The 22,198-nt window shown below is 71.5% G+C and carries 18 protein-coding genes and 1 pseudogene; 12 read left to right on the top strand and 7 right to left on the bottom strand.

Annotation, left to right across the window (positions count from 1 at the left end; all coding sequences use genetic code 11):
* Nucleotides 1-34 precede the first annotated feature (34 nt).
* On the top strand, nucleotides 35-1,045 hold the full coding sequence (gene pgfA / locus ACZ7L9_RS01030) for a cell envelope lipid trafficking protein PgfA (RefSeq protein ID WP_471411335.1): 1,011 nt from the start codon (nucleotides 35-37) through the stop codon (nucleotides 1,043-1,045).
* On the opposite strand, the gene hrpB is transcribed toward pgfA, so the two are convergent.
* Nucleotides 1,032-3,533 carry an ATP-dependent helicase HrpB gene (hrpB, locus tag ACZ7L9_RS01025; RefSeq protein ID WP_471411333.1) on the bottom strand — a complete coding sequence of 834 codons (2,502 nt, stop codon included), beginning with the start codon at nucleotides 3,531-3,533 and terminating at the stop codon, nucleotides 1,032-1,034. The two genes, pgfA and hrpB, sit on opposite strands and share 14 nt — an antisense overlap.
* Before the next feature lie 64 nt (nucleotides 3,534-3,597).
* A complete protein-coding gene (locus ACZ7L9_RS01020; protein WP_471411331.1) occupies nucleotides 3,598-4,413 on the bottom strand; it encodes a class I SAM-dependent methyltransferase in 816 nt (271 codons plus the stop codon).
* 398 nt (nucleotides 4,414-4,811) lie between these two features.
* Between ACZ7L9_RS01020 and rpsA the strand changes: the two genes are divergently transcribed.
* The 4 genes from rpsA to ACZ7L9_RS01000 all read left to right on the top strand — a co-directional run bounded on the left by rpsA (nucleotide 4,812) and on the right by ACZ7L9_RS01000 (nucleotide 8,759).
* Nucleotides 4,812-6,323, top strand: coding sequence for a 30S ribosomal protein S1 (gene rpsA, locus ACZ7L9_RS01015; protein ID WP_072483117.1), 1,512 nt, complete (start codon nucleotides 4,812-4,814; stop codon nucleotides 6,321-6,323).
* A 382-nt stretch (nucleotides 6,324-6,705) separates the two neighbouring features.
* Nucleotides 6,706-7,626 carry a proteasome assembly chaperone family protein gene (locus ACZ7L9_RS01010; protein ID WP_471412721.1) on the top strand — a complete coding sequence of 307 codons (921 nt, stop codon included), beginning with the start codon at nucleotides 6,706-6,708 and terminating at the stop codon, nucleotides 7,624-7,626.
* A 92-nt stretch (nucleotides 7,627-7,718) separates the two neighbouring features.
* Entirely contained in the window at nucleotides 7,719-8,321 is a 603-nt protein-coding gene (coaE, locus tag ACZ7L9_RS01005; RefSeq protein WP_471411329.1) for a dephospho-CoA kinase, read from the top strand.
* 69 nt (nucleotides 8,322-8,390) lie between these two features.
* Nucleotides 8,391-8,759 carry a tetratricopeptide repeat protein gene (locus ACZ7L9_RS01000; protein ID WP_471411327.1) on the top strand — a complete coding sequence of 123 codons (369 nt, stop codon included), beginning with the start codon at nucleotides 8,391-8,393 and terminating at the stop codon, nucleotides 8,757-8,759.
* A 48-nt stretch (nucleotides 8,760-8,807) separates the two neighbouring features.
* On the opposite strand, the gene ACZ7L9_RS00995 is transcribed toward ACZ7L9_RS01000, so the two are convergent.
* Nucleotides 8,808-9,086 carry a DUF6343 family protein gene (locus ACZ7L9_RS00995; RefSeq protein WP_471411325.1) on the bottom strand — a complete coding sequence of 93 codons (279 nt, stop codon included), beginning with the start codon at nucleotides 9,084-9,086 and terminating at the stop codon, nucleotides 8,808-8,810.
* 50 nt (nucleotides 9,087-9,136) lie between these two features.
* On the opposite strand from ACZ7L9_RS00995, the gene ACZ7L9_RS00990 reads away from it, so the two are divergent.
* Together ACZ7L9_RS00990 and ACZ7L9_RS00985 are read left to right on the top strand one after the other, a co-directional pair.
* Nucleotides 9,137-10,285 carry an ADP-ribosylglycohydrolase family protein gene (locus ACZ7L9_RS00990; protein WP_471411323.1) on the top strand — a complete coding sequence of 383 codons (1,149 nt, stop codon included), beginning with the start codon at nucleotides 9,137-9,139 and terminating at the stop codon, nucleotides 10,283-10,285.
* Between the two features lie 270 nt (nucleotides 10,286-10,555).
* Complete coding sequence (locus ACZ7L9_RS00985) at nucleotides 10,556-11,038, top strand: DoxX family protein (RefSeq protein WP_471411321.1); 483 nt, start codon at nucleotides 10,556-10,558, stop codon at nucleotides 11,036-11,038.
* A gap of 47 nt (nucleotides 11,039-11,085) precedes the next feature.
* Here ACZ7L9_RS00985 and ACZ7L9_RS00980 read toward each other — a convergent pair whose 3' ends face one another.
* Nucleotides 11,086-11,433, bottom strand: coding sequence for a hypothetical protein (locus ACZ7L9_RS00980; protein ID WP_471411319.1), 348 nt, complete (start codon nucleotides 11,431-11,433; stop codon nucleotides 11,086-11,088).
* 252 nt (nucleotides 11,434-11,685) lie between these two features.
* Between ACZ7L9_RS00980 and ACZ7L9_RS00975 the strand changes: the two genes are divergently transcribed.
* The 3 genes from ACZ7L9_RS00975 to ACZ7L9_RS00965 all read left to right on the top strand — a co-directional run bounded on the left by ACZ7L9_RS00975 (nucleotide 11,686) and on the right by ACZ7L9_RS00965 (nucleotide 17,195).
* On the top strand, nucleotides 11,686-12,687 hold the full coding sequence (locus ACZ7L9_RS00975) for an SPFH domain-containing protein (protein ID WP_471411317.1): 1,002 nt from the start codon (nucleotides 11,686-11,688) through the stop codon (nucleotides 12,685-12,687).
* A 219-nt stretch (nucleotides 12,688-12,906) separates the two neighbouring features.
* Complete coding sequence (locus tag ACZ7L9_RS00970) at nucleotides 12,907-15,894, top strand: DEAD/DEAH box helicase (RefSeq protein ID WP_471411315.1); 2,988 nt, start codon at nucleotides 12,907-12,909, stop codon at nucleotides 15,892-15,894.
* A complete protein-coding gene (locus ACZ7L9_RS00965) occupies nucleotides 15,891-17,195 on the top strand; it encodes an SWIM zinc finger family protein (RefSeq protein WP_471411313.1) in 1,305 nt (434 codons plus the stop codon). Before ACZ7L9_RS00970 ends, ACZ7L9_RS00965 begins: the two co-directional genes overlap by 4 nt.
* Nucleotides 17,196-17,246: 51 nt before the next feature.
* On the opposite strand, the gene ACZ7L9_RS00960 is transcribed toward ACZ7L9_RS00965, so the two are convergent.
* Complete coding sequence (locus ACZ7L9_RS00960) at nucleotides 17,247-17,426, bottom strand: hypothetical protein (protein ID WP_471411312.1); 180 nt, start codon at nucleotides 17,424-17,426, stop codon at nucleotides 17,247-17,249.
* Between the two features lie 73 nt (nucleotides 17,427-17,499).
* Here ACZ7L9_RS00960 and ACZ7L9_RS00955 point away from each other — a divergent pair.
* Nucleotides 17,500-20,633, top strand: a pseudogene (locus ACZ7L9_RS00955) (Tn3 family transposase).
* Between the two features lie 70 nt (nucleotides 20,634-20,703).
* Here the strand turns inward: ACZ7L9_RS00955 and ACZ7L9_RS00950 are convergent.
* A complete protein-coding gene (locus ACZ7L9_RS00950) occupies nucleotides 20,704-21,411 on the bottom strand; it encodes a cation efflux transmembrane domain-containing protein (protein WP_471411310.1) in 708 nt (235 codons plus the stop codon).
* The gene (locus tag ACZ7L9_RS00945; RefSeq protein ID WP_376284711.1) at nucleotides 21,411-21,746 is read right to left on the bottom strand and encodes an ArsR/SmtB family transcription factor; all 336 of its coding nucleotides are present in this window, start codon (nucleotides 21,744-21,746) and stop codon (nucleotides 21,411-21,413) included. The genes ACZ7L9_RS00950 and ACZ7L9_RS00945 overlap by 1 nt, the downstream gene beginning before the upstream one ends.
* Nucleotides 21,747-21,804: 58 nt before the next feature.
* On the opposite strand from ACZ7L9_RS00945, the gene ACZ7L9_RS00940 reads away from it, so the two are divergent.
* Nucleotides 21,805-22,176 carry a DUF3703 domain-containing protein gene (locus ACZ7L9_RS00940; RefSeq protein ID WP_471411308.1) on the top strand — a complete coding sequence of 124 codons (372 nt, stop codon included), beginning with the start codon at nucleotides 21,805-21,807 and terminating at the stop codon, nucleotides 22,174-22,176.
* The last annotated feature ends 22 nt before the right edge of the window (nucleotides 22,177-22,198 follow it).

Genomic DNA, 22,198 nt, shown 5'->3' with positions numbered 1-22,198 from the left:
GAATAAGCAACAGAAGCTGAGGGAGGGCACCACCATGCGCCGCCGAGCCAGCCTCGTACTCCTGGCCTTCGCCGTCTTCTTCGCCGCCATGTCGCCGCTGTTGCGCTGGTACGCCTTCCCCAGGCTCGCGAAGATCCCGCCCAGCCAGTACCAGGAGACGGTGCTGGAGGCGAAGCCCGCCACTCTCCTCGACTACAACGACAACATGAAGGTCAAGCGGGTCCCCAAGGTCACCATCGTGCAGACCCTCAAAGGCAACGTGGAGGAGTCCGAGAAGATCGAGCGCAGCGCCGGCCGCGACGTCGTCGTCTGGGACGCCCTCAGCTACGTGGCCGGCCCCGACGGCAAGATGGTCTCCGAGATCCCCGAGCGCTACATCTTCGACGCCCACAGCCAGGCCCCCGTCCACGCCACCGGGGAATCCGTCGACGGCGACCCGGTCAGGCGCGAGGGCATCGAGTTCAAGTGGCCCTTCCTCACCGAGAAGCGCGACTACGAGTACTTCGACGCGCAGGCCCGCACCAGCTCGCCCATCCACTACAAGGGCACCCGCACCTTCCACGGCATGGACGTCTACTACTTCGAGCAGACCATCCCGTGGACCAAGGTCCCGATGCCGAAGAAGATGCCCATCAAGGGCGTCACCCCGGAACAGATCGCCAAGACGGGCATGACCCGCTGGTACACCACCAAGCGGATGTTCTGGGTGGACCCGGTCACCGGAGCGCCCGTCAACGGCGAGGAGATCCACAAGGAGGAGCTGCGCAACGCCAAGGCGATGGGCCTGCCCCAGGACACCGTCACCGTGTTCGCCGGGCACGTGAAGATGCGCGCGGACTACGTCGACTCGATCGTCGCCCTGGTCGAGTCCCAGCGCCTGCTGGTCCTGCTGCTCACCTCGTACCTGCCCTGGGGCTTCCTCGGCCTCGGCACGGTCCTGCTCGCGCTCGCCCTGTGGCTGGAGGCGCGCTCCCGGCGCCCGGGCGGCGAACCGCCCGACGGGGCGACGGCCGCCGCCCCGGACCCGCAACCTACTCCGGCCTGAGCCTGGCCCTCTTCGTGAACCGGGTCGCCTCCACCGTCGTGGGGTCCTCCGGCCACGGATGCTTCGGATACCGGCCGCGCAGCTCCGCCCGCACGGCCCGGTATCCGTCCCGCCAGAACGACGTCAGATCCGCGGTGACCGCCGCCGGGCGGCCGGCGGGGGACAGGAGATGGACCAGCACGGGCACCCCGGCCACCCTCGGAGTCTCCTGCAGGCCGAACAGTTCCTGGAGCTTCACCGCGAGTACGGGCTGCGCCCCGCCGTACTCCACCCTGATGCGGGAACCGCTCGGCACCTCGATCCGCTCCGGCGCCAGCTCGTCCAGCCGGGCCGCCTCACCGGTAGCCCACGGCAGCAGCCGCCGCAGCGCCTGCCCCGCGTCGATCCGCGCCAGATCGGAACGGCGCCGGGCCCGCGACAGCTCGGGCTCCAGCCACTCTTCGGTACGGTCCAGCAGCGCACCGTCCGACACCCCGGGCCAGGGCTCCCCCAGCTCCCGGTGCAGAAAGGCGAGCCGCTCCCGCAGCTGCCCGGTGTCCCGTGTCCAGCGCAGCAGCCCGAGCCCCTCGCGCCGCAGACCCTCGACCAGCGCCTCGCGCACCAGCTCCGGCGCCGGCTGCTTCAGCGGGCGCACCGACAGCTCGACGGCGCCCAGCCGCTCCACCCGCCGGGCCACCACATCGCCGCCCGCCCAGCGGACCTCCTCGCCCGCGAACCGCAGATGTCCGGCGGCCGCCCGCGCCGTGTCCTCGTCGACGGCGGCGGCGAGCCGCACCCGCGCGGACGCGGCATGGGCGGGCCGGTCGGCGACCGCGACCGCCAGCCACGGCGCACTGCGCAGCCCCGACCCGTCCCGCAGCTCCGCCCCCGTCCCCGACACCATCAGGAACGCCCCGTCGCCCCGCGCCCGCGCCACCCGTTCCGGGAACGCCAGCGCGGCCACCAGACCGACGGCACCGTCGTCCGGGCCGGAACCCCCACCCGCGTCCCCGACCGACGACGACAGCCGCCGGACCTCCTGCCGCCACCGCGCCGCGTACCCGTCCCGGCCCCGCCGGGCGGTGCGCAGCGCCACCGCCAGATCGTCGCCGTACTCCCGCGGCGGCTCCTCGCTCAGCAGCGCCACCACCTCGGCCGCCCGCCGCCCGCCCACCTCGGCGGCGCCGTCCAGCAGGGCCCGCGCCAGCCGTGGATGCAGGCCCAGCCGGGACATCCGTACACCCCGGTCGGTGACCCGCCCCGCCGCGTCCACCGCGCCGACCGCCTTCAACACCTCGCGTGCCGCGCCCATCGCGCCCGCGGGCGGCGGATCGAGCAGCGCCAGCCGCGACGCGTCCGGATCGCCCCAGCACGCCGCCTGCAACGCGAACGCCGCCAGATCCGCGACCTTGATCTCCGGGGACGGGAACCGTGCGAGCCGCCCGTCCTCCGCCTGCTCCCAGCACCGGTACACCGTCCCCGGTGCCTCACGCCCGGCCCGGCCCGCCCGCTGCCTGCCCGCCGCCTGCGAGGCCCGTACGGTCGTCAGCGCGCTCAGCCCCCGCGCATGATCGGTGCGCGGCTCCCTGGCCAGCCCCGAGTCGACCACGACCCGCACCCCGGGCACCGTCAGGGACGACTCCGCCACCGAGGTCGCCAGCACCACCCGCCGCCGGTCCGACGACCCGGCCAGCACCGCGTCCTGCACCGCCGCCGGAGCCCGCCCATGGACCTGGAGCACCTCGGCGGACACCCCCGCCAGTTGCCCCGCCACCCGGCCGATCTCGCCGACACCGGGCAGGAAACACAGCACATCGCCGTCCCGTTCGGCGAGCGCCCGCCGCACAGTCGCCGCGACATGCGTCAGCTGCGCCGGATCGACCTGCATCCCGTGCGGCGGCCGCACCGGCCCCGCGGGCGGCGCCCACACCACCTCCACCGGATGCGAAACACCCTGCGCCTCCACCACGGGGGCGTCACCCAGCAGCCGCGCCCAGCCCTGCGCGTCCGTCGTCGCGGACGCGGCGACCAGCCGCAGATCGGGCCGGATCGCCTCCCGCACATCAAGAAGGAACGCGGCGACCGTGTCCGCGTCCAGATGCCGCTCATGGCACTCGTCGATGATCACCGCATCGACCCCGGCCAGCTCCTGGTCGCGCTGCAGCCGCTGGAGCAGCACCCCGGTGGTCACCACCTCCACCACGGTGTCGCGCCCCACCACCCGCTCGCCGCGGACCGTGAAGCCCACCCGCCCGCCGGCCTGCTCCCCGATGAGCCACGCCATGCGCCGCGCCGCCGCCCGCGCCGCGATCCGCCGCGGCTCGGCGACCACCACCCTGCGCACCGGGCCGCCCCCGGCCAGACCGGCCAGGACCAGCGGTACGAGGGTGGTCTTGCCGGTGCCGGGGGGCGCGCACAGCACCGCGACCCCGCGGTCGTCCAGCGTCCGCTCCAGGGCGGGCACAGCGGTGCGTACGGGCAACTGGTCCAGGGCGTCGGTACGGATCACGCCCCCAGTCTCGTACGCGGCGCCCCCGCGCCCGTAACCCGAGGCCGGTCCGGGCCCCCGCGGATCAGTCCCGTACGCAGACGAAGATCGCCGTGCCCGGGATCAGACTCCCGCGCAGCGGGGACCAGCCGCCCCACTCCTGGTGGTTCCAGGCGGGCCACTCCGGTTCGACGAGGTCGACCAGACGGAAACCGCCGGCCACCAGGTCGCGCACCCGGTCGCCCAGCGTCCGGTGGTGCTCGACGTAGACCGCGTCGCCTCGCTCGTCCTGCTCGACGTAGGGGGTGCGGTCGAAGTACGAGGCCGCGACCGAGAGTCCCTCGGGCCCCGGTTCGTCCGGGAACGCCCAGCGGATCGGATGCGTGACCGAGAAGACCCAGCGGCCCCCTGGGCGCAGCACCCGGTGCACCTCGCGGAACACCTGCACGGGGTCGGCGACGAACGGCACCGCGCCATAGGCGGAGCACGCCAGGTCGAAGGAGGCGTCCCGGAACGGCAGCGCCCCGGCGTCCGCCTCCACCAGGGGGACCTCGTCGCCGATCCGCAGGGCGTGCTGCAACTGGCGGTGCGAGAGGTCCAGGGCCACCGGACGGGCTCCCTGGGCGGCGAGCCAGCGCGAGCACTGAGCGGCGCCCGCACCGATCTCCAGGATGTCCAGGCCCTTGAGCGACCGGACGGGGCCGAGCAGACCGGCCTCGGCCTCGTCGAGCCCCTCCGGGCCCCAGACGAAACGGTCGTCGCCGAGAAAGGAGCCGTGGTCGCTCTGGTACTCGTCGGCGTTCCGGTCCCACCAGCCGCGACTGGCCCGGCTGCTCTCGGCCTGCGACGCGCTGCGGCGTGTCGCTTCGGGCTCCTCAACCGGGTGGATCTCTTGGCTCATCGTGTCCGTCGTTGTAGTTTGCCTTCACCCCGCCGCACGCGGTGCGTAACCAGGGGTGCCTGTCCTTACGGCTCCGTGCCACGGATTTGTCTCCCGGGGCCGATGTGGCCTCGGAGAACACGAATTGCGCCGGATATGGGCCGTTGTGCCCCGGGTGTGCGCCTTCGCGCATTGACCGTGCCCGGCTGCCCCCGTATGCTACAAGTTGCGCTGCGAGCCTGCGCGCCTCAGACCTAGCAGGCCGCGCTCGCATCTGTTGTATGTCCCCTCGGTTCACGAGGCGCTTCCCGTTCGGCGGGTCCGGTGCTTCCCGAGCTGTCCGGCTTCTGCAGAGGCGATACGGGCTCCCGGCGTAGCAGTACCTACGACTCACTGTCCGTACCGGAGCCCTTTCCCACATGACGAGCAGCACCGAGACCACCGCCACCACCCCGCAGGTAGCGGTCAACGACATCGGTAACGAGGAAGCCTTCCTCGCCGCGATCGACGAGACGATCAAGTACTTCAACGACGGCGACATCGTCGACGGCGTCATCGTGAAGGTCGACCGGGACGAGGTCCTGCTCGACATCGGTTACAAGACCGAAGGCGTCATCCCCTCCCGCGAGCTTTCGATCAAGCACGACGTCGACCCGAACGAGGTCGTCAAGGTCGGCGACGAGATCGAGGCCCTGGTTCTCCAGAAGGAGGACAAGGAAGGCCGCCTGATCCTGTCCAAGAAGCGCGCTCAGTACGAGCGTGCCTGGGGCACGATCGAGAAGATCAAGGAAGAGGACGGCATCGTCACCGGTACCGTCATCGAGGTCGTCAAGGGTGGTCTCATCCTCGACATCGGCCTCCGTGGCTTCCTGCCGGCCTCCCTCGTCGAGATGCGCCGTGTCCGCGACCTCCAGCCCTACGTGGGCAAGGAGCTCGAGGCCAAGATCATCGAGCTGGACAAGAACCGCAACAACGTGGTCCTGTCCCGCCGTGCCTGGCTGGAGCAGACCCAGAGCGAGGTCCGCCAGACCTTCCTCACGACCCTGCAGAAGGGCCAGGTCCGCTCCGGCGTCGTTTCCTCGATCGTCAACTTCGGTGCGTTCGTGGACCTCGGCGGCGTCGACGGTCTCGTGCACGTCTCCGAGCTGTCCTGGAAGCACATCGACCACCCCTCCGAGGTTGTCGAGGTCGGCCAGGAAGTCACCGTCGAGGTTCTCGACGTCGACATGGACCGCGAGCGCGTCTCGCTGTCGCTCAAGGCGACGCAGGAAGACCCGTGGCAGCAGTTCGCCCGTACGCACCAGATCGGGCAGGTCGTTCCCGGTAAGGTCACCAAGCTCGTTCCCTTCGGTGCGTTCGTGCGCGTCGACGAGGGCATCGAGGGTCTGGTCCACATCTCCGAGCTGGCCGAGCGCCACGTGGAGATCCCGGAGCAGGTCGTCCAGGTCAACGACGAGATCTTCGTCAAGGTCATCGACATCGACCTGGAGCGTCGCCGCATCAGCCTCTCGCTGAAGCAGGCCAACGAGTCCTTCGGTGCCGACCCGGCGTCGGTCGAGTTCGACCCGACCCTGTACGGCATGGCCGCGTCCTACGACGACCAGGGCAACTACATCTACCCCGAGGGCTTCGACCCCGAGACCAACGACTGGCTCGAGGGCTACGAGACCCAGCGCGAGGCGTGGGAGACGCAGTACGCCGAGGCGCAGCAGCGCTTCGAGCAGCACCAGGCCCAGGTCATCAAGTCCCGCGAGGCCGACGAGGCCGCTGCTGCCGAGGGTGCTGCTGCCCCGGCCGGTGGCGCCCCGGCTGCCTCCGGCGGCAGCGGTGGCGGCTCGTACTCCTCGGAGTCCGCGGACAACTCCGGCGCCCTGGCGTCGGACGAGGCCCTGGCTGCCCTGCGCGAGAAGCTGGCGGGCGGCCAGAGCTGACGCTCCGCGCCCCCTCCGGTCGGTGATCGACCGCAGTAGCTGAAAAGTGAGGCCCGCTCCCTTCGGGGGCGGGCCTCACTCGTGTCCGCGGCCTGAACGTGCTGCCCAGTGACGGTAGGGACGAGGTGTTGCCGTGCCAAGGTGTGGACCATTGTTCGCGGGCGCCCGGTGCGACTCGCCTTCCGTTGTCAACTCGGCGCCCTCGTCGAGGTGTTCACATCCACGCAGAAGGTGGTGACGGCGCTGCACGCCCGCGTTCTCGCACAAGTTCCGCGCATGAACCGACGGGTGAAGGGGCATGGTCCGGGAATGCTCGTGCCCGGCCGGACGTTCTTCTCAGGGAACACGAGGAGGAGCGGTAACCGTGCTTGATCCGCAGAGTTTGTACGAATGGGAGCCGAAGGGGCTGGCCGTCGTCGACATGGCGCTCGCCCAGGAGTCGGCCGGTCTGGTCATGCTCTACCACTTCGACGGATACATCGACGCGGGCGAGACCGGGGAACAGATCGTCGACGGCCTGCTCGAAACGCTGCCGCACCAGGTCGTCGCCCGCTTCGACCACGACCGGCTCGTCGACTACCGCGCGCGGCGCCCGCTGCTGACCTTCCGGCGCGAACGCTGGGCGGCCTACGAGACGCCGACGCTGGACGTCCGGGTCGTCCAGGACGCGACCGGGGCGCCCTTCCTGCTGCTTTCCGGGCCCGAGCCCGATGTGGAGTGGGAGCGCTTCGCCGCCGCCGTCGAGCAGATCGTCGAGCGCCTCGGCGTCCGTCTCGCGGTGAACTTCCACGGCATCCCGATGGGCGTCCCGCACACCCGCCCCGTCGGCATCACCCCGCACGGCAACCGCACGGACCTCATGCCCGGCCACCGCAGCCCGTTCGACGAGGCGCAGGTCCCCGGCTCGGCCGAGGCCCTGGTGGAGTACCGGCTGATGGAGGCCGGACACGACGTCCTCGGCGTAGCCGCCCATGTGCCGCACTACGTCGCCCGCTCCCCCTACCCGGACGCCGCGCTCACTGCCCTGGAGGCGATCACGGCCGCGACGGGTCTGGTCCTGCCGACCGTCGCCCATGCGCTGCGTACGGAGGCCCACCGCACCCAGACCGAGATCGCCCGGCAGATCGACCAGGGCGACGAGGAGCTCGTCTCGCTCGTCGAGGGCCTCGAGCACCAGTACGACGCGCTCGCGGGCTCCGAGACCCGGGGCAATCTGGTCGCCGAGCCGGTCGACCTGCCATCGGCCGACGAGATCGGTCTCGAATTCGAGCGGTTCCTCGCGGAGCGCGAGGGAGACATCTGACCGGCCCCGCCGGCCACCCTCGTACCGGTGCCGTGACCGGCAGTTCCTGCCCCCGGACAAAGCCTGCCGGGAGGGGCACTAGGCTGCCCGGCATGCTGAAAGTGGGCCTGACCGGCGGGATCGGCGCCGGCAAGAGTGAAGTGTCACGGCTGTTCGTCGGATACGGAGCCGTGCTGATCGATGCGGACCGGATCGCCCGGGAGGTCGTCGAGCCGGGGACACCCGGGCTCGCGGCCGTCGTCGAGGCGTTCGGCGCGGACATCCTCACTGCCGACGGCTCCCTGGACCGGCCCAGGCTCGGCTCGATCGTCTTCTCCGACGCCGACCGGCTCGCCACCCTCAATGCGATCGTCCACCCGCTGGTCGGCGCCCGCTCCGCCGAGCTGGAACGGGCCGCGGGCCCCGACTCGGTCGTCGTCCACGACGTCCCACTCCTCACCGAGAACGGCCTCGCCCCGCTCTACGACCTGGTCGTCGTCGTGGACGCCGGTCCGCAGACTCAGCTCGACCGGCTCGTACGGCTGCGCGGCATGACCGAGTCCGAGGCCCGCGCCCGGATGGCCGCGCAGGCCACCCGGGAGCAGCGGCGTGCCGTGGCCGATCTGGTCATCGACAACGACGGACCGTTGGAGGACCTGGAGCCGCAGGTCCGCAAGGTCTGGTCGGAGCTGACGAAGCGGGCCGCGGCCGGCTGATGTCCGTACCGGAATACCGGTCCCCGGCCGGGTGTTGAGAACCCTCGTACTGAAGGGAAGGATGCAATCGTGCCCGAGAGGACCCCGGAAACCGACGTCATCGACTTCCGCGCGGCCGAACACCTGCTGGCAGCGCGCGACCCCCGGGGTGCGGTGAAGCTCCTGGACTCGGTGATCGCGGCCCATCCGGAGAACACGGCCGCCCGACTGCTGCGGGCCCGTGCCTTCTTCGCCGCCGCCCAACTGCGTCCTGCCGAGCTCGAATTCGAACTCGTCCTGGAGCGTGAACCCGACAACGCCTTCGCACATTTCGCGCTCGCCCGCACCTTCGAACGCTCCGGCCGCTCCGACCGGGCCGCCCGCCACTTCCGGCTGGCCGCGGCCCTCGACCCGAACCCGGAGTACCTGAAGGCGGCCAGTTTCCGTACGGAGGGCTGACACCGCACCGCCGGGCGGTATGACCGCCCGGCGGACGTCGCGCCCCGGTCAGTGCCCGTACCTGCCGTGCCCGCCGTGGTCGGGTTCGTACGGCGGAATATTGCGGCCCGGCTGGTAATGCGGGCCCTGGTGGATGTGATGGATGATCACCGCCATGTCCACGAGGACCAGCAGAAGCAGTGCACCGCAGGCGGCGGCCCACCCCGGGCGGTCGGTCAGCGTGAAGGCCGCCAGGCCGAAGACGGCCCAGGCCAGCCCCCATAGACTCAGGCAGAGCCGCATCCGCAAGGGACTGCGGGCAGTCGTCGGTTCATTACCGGTACGCATGGCAATCGCCCTCTCCTACCAGGATGGACCCGCGACGCCATTTTGGGGACATGTCGACAGTGGGATCGAGGGGATCGTGCGTGAACGGCACATCATGGGGGGACCGCGTCGGCCGCAGGGCGAGGGTCCGGGGCTGTCTGCTGGGCGGAGCGATCGGGGACGCCCTGGGAAATCCCGTGGAGTTCCTCTCGCTCGCCGGTATCCGCCGCGCGCACGGTGAACACGGTGTGCAGGGACTTCTCGCGGACGAGGAGGGGGTCGTCGGACGTGTCACGGACGATACGCAGATGACCCTGTTCACGGCTGAGGGGCTGATCAGGGCCCATTCCCGGGCGATGTCCAAGGGGATCGGCGGCGCCGAGATCGGGATCGTGCGGAACGCGTACCTGCGCTGGCTGGACACCCAGAACCACCCCGCTCCGCCGGCCGGCGGAGCCGACAACCCGGTGCGGACCGGCTGGCTCAGGCAGCAGCCCTGGCTGTACGCGCGCCGGGCCCCCGGCAACGCCTGCCTGACGGGCCTCGCTACCGGCCATGTCCCCGAACCGTCAAGGCGGCTCGGCGAGCCAGGTCCCGTCAACACCGGGTCCAAGGGCTGCGGCACGGTAATGCGGTCCGCCCCCTTCGGACTGGTGGGGAAGGACGCCGAAGCAGGCTTCCGGCTCGCCCACTGGTGCGCGCAGATCACCCACGGCCACCCGACCGGTGCGTACGCCGCCGGTGCGTTCGCCGCGATCGTCGCCCATCTCCTGGAGGGCGATTCGATGGCGGGCGCGGTACTGCGGGCCATGGAGCTGCTGCGCCGCCACCCGGGGCACGAGGAGACGACGGCGGCCCTGCGCGCGGCCGTCGACCTGGCCGACGAGGGCGAGCCGACCCCCGAGAAGGTGGAGACGCTGGGCGCGGGCTGGGTGGCCGAGGAGGCCCTCGCCATCGCCGTGTACTGCGCCCTGGTGCTGCCGGGCGCCGACCAGGTGGCCCAGTCGCTGCTGCTCTCGGTCAACCACTCGGGCGACAGCGACTCCACCGGTGCGGTCTGCGGCAATCTGCTCGGCGCCCGCCACGGGGACGTACACCTTCCGCCGTCCTGGCTGGTCGCGACCGAAGGACGAGTGGTGATCACGGAGGTGGCCGACGACCTGTGCGTGGAGTTCGAGCACGCGGTGGCGTGGCCGGCCGAGCGATACCCGGAGTACTGACGGGCCGGCCGACGACCTCGGCGCCGAAGGCCCGTCGGTACACCGCGCGGTGACCGCCGGTCAGTCCGTCAGCACCTTGGTGCGCGGCGCGGCCACCGTCGCGGAACCCGGCCCGCCCGGCCGACCTCCAGCACGTCGGCGCGGCCCTGGTCGCCCGTCGTCCGGTGTGGGGAATTGGATTCGTGGTCCGGCGAGCGATGAATCCGGGACCGCGGGCCGGTCTACCTCTTCGCGAACACCACAGCGCGTAGCTTCCCCGAGGAGACCCGGATGTCCCAGTCCACGCAGGCCCCGAGCACCCCCGCCGCCTCCGTTGCCGATGCCTCTGCCGACACCGATTCCCAGACTTCTTCCGATGCCCGGGCCGGGGGCCGCAGCCGGGCGACCGTCGCGCTGACCGTTGCACGGGTCGTACTCGCCCTGTTCTTCGGGTTCAGCGCGTTCGCCAAGCTGATCGCCCATGAGACGGCGATCGAGTCCTTCGACCGCATGGGCTGGAACCAGGCCGCGATGTACATCATCGGAGGGCTGGAGATGGTGGGGGCCATTGCCCTGTTGATCCCGGTCCTGGCCGGAGTGGCGGCCATTGCCTTCTGCGGACTGATGGCCGGCGCGTCCATCGTCCAACTGACGCTGCTCGACCGGGTGAACGCGATCATGCCGACGTTGCTCATCGGGCTGCTCGTCCTGATAGCCCGCGAGCGGCGGGGCCGTACGGCGGAGCTGGTCGCTTACGTGCGTGGGCGCGCGTAGCGGCTCCCCGCGCCGGGCCCGGCCGGTCGGTGGTTGCTCGTGGCCGGTCAGTGGACTGTGGTGAAGCTGCGCCACGGGAGGTTACGGGCGCCGCTGACGTCGCTGACCGTGGTCGCGACATATGTCGTACCCGGCCCGGTGCAGTCGGGTGTGCGGTACAGAATGATGTCGATCAGGGTGCCGTTGGTCACTTCCTTGGCACCCGCAGGACCGAGCCGGTGGCAGCCCTTCACCGAGGGGCTGTTCACCATGACCACGGCGTTCCGCTCGGTCGTGTAGATGACCGGCCCGACCGCGGTCCGGCCGAGGCCGGAACAGCCTGCGACGGTGAGGGTCAGGAGCACGGTCCCGGCCGCTGTGCCGAGACGGCGGCGTCGGTGATCGATCACGGGCATGGGCGGGTCCTCGTCTGTCTCGTCCGGCTCAGCCGTCAGCACCGCTCGCGTGCACTGCGTACGCCACGGAGAACGTGCTGACGCTGGTCACCCTGCCCGCTCCCCGGCGACCCGGCATCCGGGGCGGGCCGGGCGGGGGACGGCCGTAAGCGGAGAGCCCTGCCCCATGTTCATATCGGGTGATAGTGGGCATACCGTGGTAATAGCGATTGATTGCCGTGTTTCAGTGTTTCCGGTATTCAGGGGGCCGTCATGGTCCAGGATCTCGTAATCGCGATAGTGGTCGCGGCCTCGGCGTGTGCGCTGTACCTGTCGGCGGCGGCCAAGGTCGTCAAGCAGTACGAGCGGGGTGTCGTGCTGAGGCTCGGCAGGCTCCGTAACGATGTGCGAGGGCCCGGATTCACCATGGTGATCCCCGGCGTCGACCGGTTGCACAAGGTCAATATGCAGATCGTGACGATGCCGGTGCCCGCGCAGGACGGGATCACCCGGGACAACGTGACGGTACGGGTCGACGCCGTCATCTACTTCAAGGTGGTCGACGCGGCGAATGCGGTGGTCCAGGTGGAGGACTACCGGTTCGCGGTCTCGCAGATGGCACAGACCTCACTGCGGTCGATCATCGGCAAGAGCGACCTCGACGATCTGCTGTCCAACCGCGAGAAGCTGAATCAGGGACTCGAGCTGATGATCGACAGCCCGGCGGTCGGGTGGGGCGTGCAGATCGACCGGGTGGAGATCAAGGACGTCTCGCTGCCCGAGACGATGAAGCGGTCCATGGCCCGGCAGGCCGAGGCCGACCGTGAGCGGCGGGCTCGCGTCATCAACGCGGACGCCGAGCTTCAGGCGTCGAAGAAACTCGCCGAGGCGGCGAGGGAGATGTCCACGCAGCCGGCCGCGCTGCAGCTGCGTCTGCTGCAGACGGTGGTCGCGGTCGCGGCCGAGAAGAACTCCACGCTGGTGCTTCCGTTCCCGGTGGAGCTGCTCCGCTTCCTGGAGAGGGCCCAGCAGCCCGCCCAGCAGACGGAGTCGCAGCCGCAGCAGGCCGTGCGGCCGCCGCAGCGCCCCGCGCAGGTGCAGCCCGAGCGTCCGGCCCAGGCCCAGCCCGAGCGCACCGGGCAGGCGCAGCCGCATCCGCAGCCACGGTCGCGGGCGCAGAAGTCGCAGTCCGGGGCGCCCGCTCCCACGCCCGCTGTTCTCGCGGCCACCGCACCCGCGCGGTCGTCTCGTTCGAAGCCGTTCGCCAGGCACTGAGGCGTGCGTGGAGCTCGGCGCCGAGCCAGGCGCTGAGCCACGCACGGGGCCGGGCGCTGATCCGGACTGCTCCGTCACGCGGACCGGAGGCCTGGCCGTAGCGCCTCTGACCTGCTGGAATGAAGGCGCACGACCGGTTGTCACACCCCCCGCCTAGACTCGCAGGAGTCATAGGGATCAGGACGATCACGAGGATCAGGGCGGGACGGGAGGGGACCGATGACCACGGCAGAACACCGGCTGGACGAGTCCGCCGTCCGCCTTCTGAGGTGTGCCGCCGTCTTCCTTCCGGCATCGCTGCCGAGGGACGGGCGCGTCGCCTTCTGGGATCCCGATGGCGGCCCCCTCCCGGAGCCGGCAGCCGACGGTTCCGGGGGGCGTGAGGGTGCGGTGCCCGGTGCGGTCGCCGTGGAGATCGCCGTCGTCCGTCGGCACGGACAGCAGGACGGCGTCCGGCGGCGTACGGTGCCCGCGGTCCTGCTGCCCCTGTGTGATGCCCTGCCGCTGCTGGCCCGTGCCCGGCACCAGCAGTCCGCCCACCCCGCGACCCGCTGCTGGGGCGCCGCCTCGCTCCAGGCGCTCAACCTGGTGGCGCGCGGCAGACTGCTCCCCGGCCTGACGGGCGACGACCACGACGCCTGGCGGGCCGGACCGCGCGACGCCGAGGACATCGCCCACCTCCGCGCGATCGCCGCCGCCATGCCGGCCGAGGGGTACGCGGTCCCGCTCCCGGACCGCGCACCGCTCCAGGTCCCCGACCCGGAGTGGCTGCTCGGGGCATTCCTCGACGCGGTGGCCGACACCTTGCCTCGTACGCCCGCCGCGGCGTACGCGATGGGGGCACCTTTCGCGGCCCGTGAGGCCCAGCATCTGCCGCAAGCCCGTGACTGGGCCGTCGAAGTCGCGGCCGGGCTCGACGCGGGCGTACGGGTCTCGCTGCGCCTCGATCTGTCGGCGTACGAACTCTTCGACACGGCGGATACGTACGCCGACCACCATGAAAACGGCGGCGGCGACCACGACGCCGACAACGACCGAAACGGCCGCGACGACGACGCCCCCGCCGCGGCAGCCGCGGATGCTCGTCCCGGCGCCGCACGGCACGCCGCCGCGGCCATCACCCAGGTGCACAGCCTGGCCGACCCGACCTACGTCGTCGACGCCGCCGCCCTGTGGCACGGTGGGGCCGGAGAGCCGTTCGGTCCCCGGGCCACGATCGACGCGGTGCTCGCACTGCGCCGTGCAGCCCGCGTCTGGACGCCGCTGGAGCGGCTGCTGGACCAGCCGGTGCCCGATGTGCTCGCGCTCGACGAGGACGAGCTGTACGAGCTGCTGGGCGACGCCGGAGCCCGGCTGGCGGCGGCCGGGGTGAGTGTCCACTGGCCCAGGGAGCTCGCCCGTTCCCTCACCGCCGCCGCCGTCGTGCGTCCCGCGCCGGGCTCGGCCACCGACGGCACCTCGTTCTTCGACGCCGAGCAGCTCTTCTCCTTCAACTGGCAGTTGTCGCTGGGCGACGAGCGGCTGACCGAGGCGGAGATGGACGTTCTCGCGGAGGCCCACCGGCCGGTGGTGCGGCTGCGGGACCAGTGGGTGGTCGTCGACCCCGCGCTCGTACGCAGGGCGCGCAAGCGGGAGCTCGGGCTGCTCGATCCGGTCGACGCCCTCGCCGTCGCGCTGACCGGCAGCGCCGAAGTCGACGGAGAGCAGGTCGAAGCGGTGCCCGTCGGCGCGCTGGCCGCGCTCCGAACCCGCATCACCGCCGACGACACCACCATCGCCGCACCGCCCGGCCTCGACGCCACGCTCCGCGACTACCAACTGCGCGGCCTGGCCTGGCTGGACCGGATGACCTCGCTCGGCCTCGGCGGCTGCCTCGCCGACGACATGGGCCTGGGCAAGACGATCACCCTCATTGCCCTGCATCTGCACCGCGCCCATCCCGCGCCCACCCTGGTGATCTGCCCCGCCTCCCTCCTTGGCAACTGGCACCGGGAGATCAACCGTTTCGCTCCCGGTGTCCCCGTGCGCCGCTTCCACGGCACCGGCCGCACACTCGCCGATCCCGACGGCGGCTTCGTTCTCACCACGTACGGCACGATGCGTTCGAGCGCGGCGCAACTCGCCGACCACAGCTGGGGACTGATCGTCGCCGACGAGGCCCAGCACGTGAAGAACCCGCACTCCTCCACGGCGAAGGCGCTGCGTACCATCCAGGCCCCGGCCAGGGTCGCCCTCACCGGCACGCCTGTGGAGAACAACCTCTCCGAGCTGTGGGCCCTGCTCGACTGGACCACCCCCGGACTGCTCGGCCCTCTCAAGGCGTTCCGGGCCCGCCACGCCCGTATCGTCGAGAGCACCGATACGGCCGCCGGGCTCGCCAACGACGAAGCGGTCGAACGGCTCTCCCGGCTGGTCCGGCCCTTTCTCCTGCGTCGCAAGAAGTCGGACCCGGGCATCGCCCCCGAGTTGCCGCCCAAGACGGAGACCGACCACCCCGTCTTCCTCACCCGCGAACAGGCCACGCTCTACGAGGCGGCGGTCCGCGAGACGATGGCGTTCATCGAGGCCTCGGAGGGCATCGCCCGGCGCGGTCTGATCATGAAGCTGCTGGCCTCGCTCAAGCAGATCTGCAATCACCCCGCGCAGTATCTGAAGGAGGAGCCGACCCGCCTCACCGGCCGTTCGGGAAAGCTCGCCCTGCTCGACGAACTCCTCGACACGATCCTCGCCGAGGACGGCTCCGTCCTCATCTTCACCCAGTACGTGACGATGGCACGGCTCCTCTCCGCCCACCTCGCCTCGCGCGCCGTTCCCTCCCAACTCCTGCACGGCGGTACGCCGGTGGCCGAGCGGGAACGGATGGTGGACCGCTTCCAGTCCGGCGAGGTCCCGGTCTTCCTGCTCTCCCTCAAGGCGGCGGGCACCGGACTGAACCTCACCAGAGCGGCCCACGTCATCCACTACGACCGCTGGTGGAACCCGGCCGTCGAGGAACAGGCCACGGACCGGGCGTACCGGATCGGCCAGACACAACCCGTGCAGGTGCACCGGCTGATCGCGGAGGGCACGGTCGAGGACCGGATCGACGAGTTGCTGCGGGCCAAGCGGGTCCTGGCCGATGCGGTCCTCGGCGCCGGTGAGACCGCGCTGACCGAGCTCAGCGACCGCGACCTCGCCGATCTCGTCTCGCTCCGGAGGCCGTCATGAGCCCCCGCCTGCACACCGGCCATGACCCCCGCCCCGTGGCACGCCCACGCCCCGGCCCCGACGACCTGCGGCGCACCTTCGAGGCGGTACCGCCCCGCACCAGTGACGGCGACGCCCCCTTCGCGGACAGCTGGTGGGGCCGTGCCTGGGTGGACGCCCTGGAGTCCCTGTCGATGGACGAGGGCCGGCTCTCCCGCGGCCGCACGTACGCCGACAGCGGCAAGGTCGCAGCGATCACCGTCACCCCCGGACGGGTCGTCGCCTACGTCCACGGCAGCCGCCCCCGTCCCTACCGCGCCGAGTTGCGTCTGCGGTCGTTCACCGACGCCGACTGGGACGTCTTCCTGGACACGGCGGCCGCCCGCCCCGGTCACCTTGCCGCACTGCTCGCCAAGGAGATGCCGCACTCGCTGGCCGACGCGGCGGCCGAAGCCGGCATCGGACTGCTGCCCACCGCGGGCGACCTCGATCCCGGCTGCTCCTGCCCCGACCACGGCTGGCCCTGCAAGCATGTGGCCGCCCTCTGTTACCAGATGGCCCGGCTGCTGGACGCCGACCCGTTCGTCCTTCTGCTTCTGCGCGGCCGGGGCGAGCGCGAACTCCTCGAAGAGCTGGGCCGCCGCAACGCCGCGCACTCCGCCCGGGAACGCCCCACCGCCCCCGCCACCCCATCCGTGCCGGCCGGCGAAGCCCTTGCGGACCGCTACCTCCCGCCGCTCCCCGCACCGCTCCCGGTTCTGCCGCACCACGGGCAGCCACCCTCGTATCCGAGTCTGCCCGGCGCCGGCGACCCGCTCGCCCTCGACCACCTGGCCACGGATGCCGCGGCCCGTGCGCACACGCTCCTCACCACCGGCCTCGACCCGCTCGCCGGACTCACCCCCTGGCAGGACGCGGTACGTCTGGCCGCGTCCCGTCCCACCGCCGGACTCACCGCGACCACCCGCGCCCTCTACCGCGAGCTGGCGTACGCAACCGGCCGCACCACCACCGACCTGGCCCGGGCGGTAGCGGCCTGGCGCCAGGGCGGCGCCGGAGGGCTGGCCGTCCTCGAAACACCCTGGGACCCCCCGGCCGGCCCCTTCGACCGGGCCCGCCCCGCACTCGCGGCCGCCGGCTTTCCCCGCTTCCAGCCCTGGCGCAACCACCTCACCCACCCCGGCGGCACACTCCAGCTCCGCTTCGGCCACGACGGCCGTTGGTACGGCTACGAATCCGAGCCGGGCGAGGGCGACTGGTGGCCCCGCGCCACTCCGGACACCGATCCGGTGAACGCGCTCATGGAACTCGGCGGAGGCTGAACCCGGCCGGACCCCGGTCCCGCACCGCACTCGCCCGGCCCGGTCCGGATCTCAGGAATGCTGCAGATAGACGAAGAGAGCGATCAGCAACACGGCGGCGATCGGCAGCATGATCAGCCGTGCCTTGCGAAACCCCTCGTTCTCCTGCTGGGACAGGCCCCGGTCGGCACCCGGGTGTGAGTAGTTGCGGTACAGGAAGTGCCGTTGAGATTGATCATGGTCGGCTAGCACAAGGGATGCGGCTGCCGCTGAGGTTCGTGGAAAGTCCGCCGAGCGGCTGTTGGCGCTGGCTACGGTCCGGCTCGTGCCGGTGGAGTTTCTGACTGATGAGCAGGCCGAGGCGTATGGGACGTTCACCCAGGTGCCCACGCGCCCAGAGCTGGAGCGGTTCTTCTTCCTGGATGACGACGACCGGGATCTGATCGCGCTGCGGCGTACGGACGCGCACCGGCTGGGCATGGCGGTGCAGATCTGCACCGTCCGCTACATCGGCCGGTTCCTGGGCGACGATCCGCTGGCCGTGCCGTGGGAGGTCGTGGAGTACCTGGCTGCGCAGCTCGGCATCGAGGACGCCGCGTGCGTGAAGCGGTATCCCGAGCGGCGCAGGACTCCGTACGAGCACGCGCAGGAGATCCAGGAGCGGTTCAAGTACCGCGACTTCACCGACCGGCGATGGGGCCGGGAGTTCCGCGGATTCCTGTACGGGCGGGCGTGGACGCACGCTGAGGGGCCGGTGGCGCTGTTCAACCACGCGGTGACGTGGCTGCGGAAGAACCGGGTGCTGCTGCCGGGGGTGTCGGTGCTGGCCCGGCAGGTGTCGGAGGCCCGTACGGCGGCCGAGCGGCGCCTGTATGAAGCGGTGTCCCGAGCCGCGCACCGGGCCGATCCCGCGCTCGCGCCGGCGCTGGCCGGGCTGCTGGTGGTGCCGGAGGGCAAGCGGGTCTCGGAGCTGGAGCGGCTGCGTACGCCGCCAGTGAAGTCGACGGGTACCGCGATGGTCCGCGCGATGGAACGGGTGGAGGAGATCTCCGCGTTCGCGCTCGGGCGGGTGAATCTGTCGCGGGTGCCGGTGAACCGGCTGTCCACGCTGGCCCGGTACGGGCAGCTCAGTAAGGCGCAGACGATCGAGGGGGCTCCGGAGCCGCGGCGCACGGCGCTGCTGACGGCGGTGGTGCGGCAGTTGGAGGCGCAGGCGGTCGATGACGCGCTGGACCTGTTCGCGGTGCTGATGGCGAACCGGCTGATCAGCCCCGCCCGGCGGGCCTCGGAGCGGGATCGGTTGGCGATGCTGCCGCAGTTGGAGAAGGCGGCGCGCATCCTGGCGAAGGCGTCGAAGATCCTCACCGAGGAGCTGGACCTGGTCGCCGAGCACGACGCGGACCTGGACGTCGCCGCGCTGTGGGCGGCGGTGGAGGAGGCCGTGCCGCGTACGGCGGTGGCCGGGGCCGTCGCGACGGTGGAGGCCCTCGTGCCCGAGGACGACGGTCGGCCGAGGCCGCGATGCGCGAGAAGCTCGGCCTGCGCTACAACACCGTGCGTCCGTTCCTTTCCCTGCTGGGCGAGTCGGAGGCGCTGGACGCGGCCCCGGCCGGGCGGCGCGTCCTGAAGGCGGTACGCCGCCTTCCGGCGCTCTCGCGCCGCCGGGTCAAGGACCGGCCGCTGCTGCCCCGCGAGGTCGACGCCGAACTGGTGCCCGCGATGTGGCGCCGTGCGGTGTTCTCCAACGCCAAGCTGCCCCAGGGCGTAGTGGACCGGGACGCTTACGTGGTGTGCGTGCTGGAGCAGCTGCACCGCGCGCTGAACCGGCGCGACGTCTTCGCGGCCCCCTCGAACCGGTGGGCGGACCCGCGCGCCCGGCTGCTGGACGGTCCGCGGTGGGAGGCGATGCGCCCGGACGTGCTCGCGGGCCTGTCCCTGACCGAGGACGCGACCGAGCACCTGGCCCAGCTCACGCGCGGGCTGGATGCGGCATGGCGGCAGATGGCTGACCGCTTGGAAGAGGCGGGCGCCGATGCGAAGGTGGAGATCGTCGTCCCCGAGGGCGGGGGACGTGCCCGGCTGAGCGTGGACAAGCTCGGCGCGGTGGGCGAGCCGGAGTCGCTGACCTGGCTGAAGGCCACCACGGAGGCCATGCTGCCCAGGATCGACCTGCCGGACCTGCTGTTCGAGGTGCACTCCTGGACTTCGTTCCTCGACTCCTTCGGGCACGTCTCCGACCGGCGCACCCGCATGGAGGGTCTGCTCGTCTCCCTGGTCGCCCTGCTGGTCTCCCAGAGTTGCAACATCGGCCTGACCCCGGTCATCGACCCGAACAGTAAGGCGCTGACCCGCTCGCGGCTCTCGCACGTCGACCAGAACTATGTGCGCGCCGACACCATCGCCGCGGCGAACGCCGCGCTGATCGGCGCGCAGTCCCGCATCGAGTTGGCCCAGATGTGGGGCGGCGGGCTGCTCGCCTCCGTCGACGGTCTGCGCTTCGTCGTTCCCGTCAAGAGCATCAACACCGGTCCCTCGCCCAAGTACTACGGCTACAAACGCGGCGTGACCTGGCTCAACGCCGTCAACGACCAGGTCGCCGGGATCGGCGCGATGGTCGTGCGCGGCACCCCGCGCGACAGCCTCTACACCCTGGACACCCTGCTGAACCTGGACGGCGGGGTGAAGCCGGAGATGGTGGCCACCGACAACGCCTCCTACTCCGACATGGCCTTCGGCCTGTACAAGATGCTCGGCTTCCGCTTCGCCCCGCGCTTCCGCGACCTGAACGATCAGCGGTTCTGGCGGACCGACCTGCCCGACGGCGAGGAGCCGGCCGACGGGTACGGCCCGCTGGAGGACGTGGCCTGCAACAAGGTCAACCTGAAGAGGATCGCCACCCACTGGCCGGACATGCTCCGGGTGGCCGGGTCGCTCATCACCAACCAGGTGCGGGCCTACGACCTGCTGCGGATGTTCGGCCGCGAAGGGCACCCGACCCCGCTGGGGGCGGCGTTCGCCGAGTACGGGCGGATCGACAAGACCATGCACCTGCTCGCCCTGGTCGACCCCGTGGACGACACCTACCGGCGGCTGATGAACCGGCAGCTCACCGTCCAGGAGTCCCGCCACCGGCTCGCCCGCGCGATCTGCCACGGCGGCCGCGGCCAGATCCGACAGGCGTACCGCGAGGGCCAGGAGGACCAGCTCGCCGCGCTCGGACTGGCCCTCAACGCCGTGGTGCTGTGGAACACCCGCTACCTGGACGCCGCCGTCGCCCAGCTCCGCGCCGAGGGCCACGAAATCAAGGACGAGGACGCAGCGAGACTCTCCCCGCTCAAGGACCGGCACATCAACTTCCTGGGCCGCTACCTGTTCAACATCCACGACAGCGGTCCCGGCAAGGGCCTGCGCCCGCTGCGCGACCCGGACGCCCCCGAGGAAGCCGACGACGAGGAGTAGGGCCGCGCACGCGGCGAGGGCCCCTTGAATCCGCCCGGTGCCCGGGGCCCTCGCGGCGGGGTGGTGGGGGTCAGCAGCAGTCGCAGCCGGGGCGGCAGCCGCACGCGTCCGCCTCCGCGCCGGCTGACGGCACCGCCGCGGCCGCGGGCGCGCAGCAGCCCTTGCCCTGCCAGGCGTCGCGGCCTTCCTTCACCGCGATGGCGGCGATGACGAGCGCGGCGATCGGGTCGGCCCAGGACCAGCCGAGCGTTGCGTTGAGCACCAGGCCGACCAGCAGCACGGCGGACAGGTAGGTGCACAGGAGGGTCTGCTTGGAGTCGGCGACCGCGCTGGCGGAGCCGAGTTCGCGGCCGGCCTTGCGCTGGGCGGCCGACAGGAACGGCATGATCGCCAGCGACAGGGCGGCGATCACGATGCCGGGGACGGACCGCTCGGCCTCACCGGTGCCGGTCAGCGCGCGGACGGCGTCGAAGGTGACGTACGCGGCGAGCGCGAAGAAGGACACCGCGATGATCCGTAGGGTGGTCTTCTCCCGGGCCTCGCGCACGGCGTGCTCGCGGGCGGAGAACTGCCAGGCCACCGCCGCGGCGGAGGACACCTCGATGACCGAGTCCAGGCCGAAGCCGATCAGGGCCGTGGAAGAGGCGATCGTCCCGGCCGTGATGGCGATGATCGCCTCGATGATGTTGTAGGTGATCGTCGCCGCGACCAGCAGCCTTATTCGGCGCGCGAGGACATCACGGCGGGCAGGGCTGGGTCCGAGGGATATCGAGGCCATCAGCAGCACCCCTTGTCGTCGGCGTCGACGCACGTGCGGTCGGTGGCGACGGCTACCACGGCGTTGCGCAGGTCGTCCAGCGCATGGCCAAGGCGGGGGTCGGCCAGCTCGTACCGGGTGCGGCGGCCGTCGGGAACGGTCACGACCAGGCCGCAGTCGCGCAGACACGCCAGGTGGTTCGACAGCCGGGTGCGAGAGATCCCCAGCGTGTCGGCGAGGTCGGAGGGATAGGCCGGGGCCTCGCGCAGCGCGAGCAGCAGGCGGCAGCGGATCGGGTCGGCCAGCGCCCGGCCGAAGCGGGTCAGGGCGTCGAGGTCGGTGGCGAGGGTCAGCATGGACAAGACGATACACGGATGCTTGAATTCAAGAAATCCTGAACTCCTGGAGGTCTTCGTGTCCCGCCGCGCCCCCATGCCGCCCGCCCTGCTTGAGGCGTTCACCGCCGAGATGGCCGCAGCCCGCGCACCGGGGCCTGCGGCGGAGCGGTGGCGGGCCGCCGAGCGGGCCCACATCCTGTCCCAGCCCTGGCCATGGCCCCACACCCGCACCCATGGGGTGATGCTCCGCCTCGCCTTGCGCGACCGCGATGGGCGCGAGGCCCTCGGCCAGTTGGTGCGCTTGGTCGTGGCCGCTCCCGGCTCGGCCGCCGGGAAGTACCCGGATGGCAACACCGGCCGCACGCGAGTCGGGCTCACCACTCCCATGCCGATCCCGGGCGACCTCGCCGCCCTGCTCCGGGAGGCCGGGGTGGCTCTGCGGCCATAGATCCCGATCTTCAAATAACTAT

The organism is Streptomyces sp. NPDC111516, assembly GCF_055635345.1.
The sequence above is the reverse complement of the archived record's forward strand: the minus strand, read 5'-3'. Positions and strand labels throughout refer to the sequence as shown.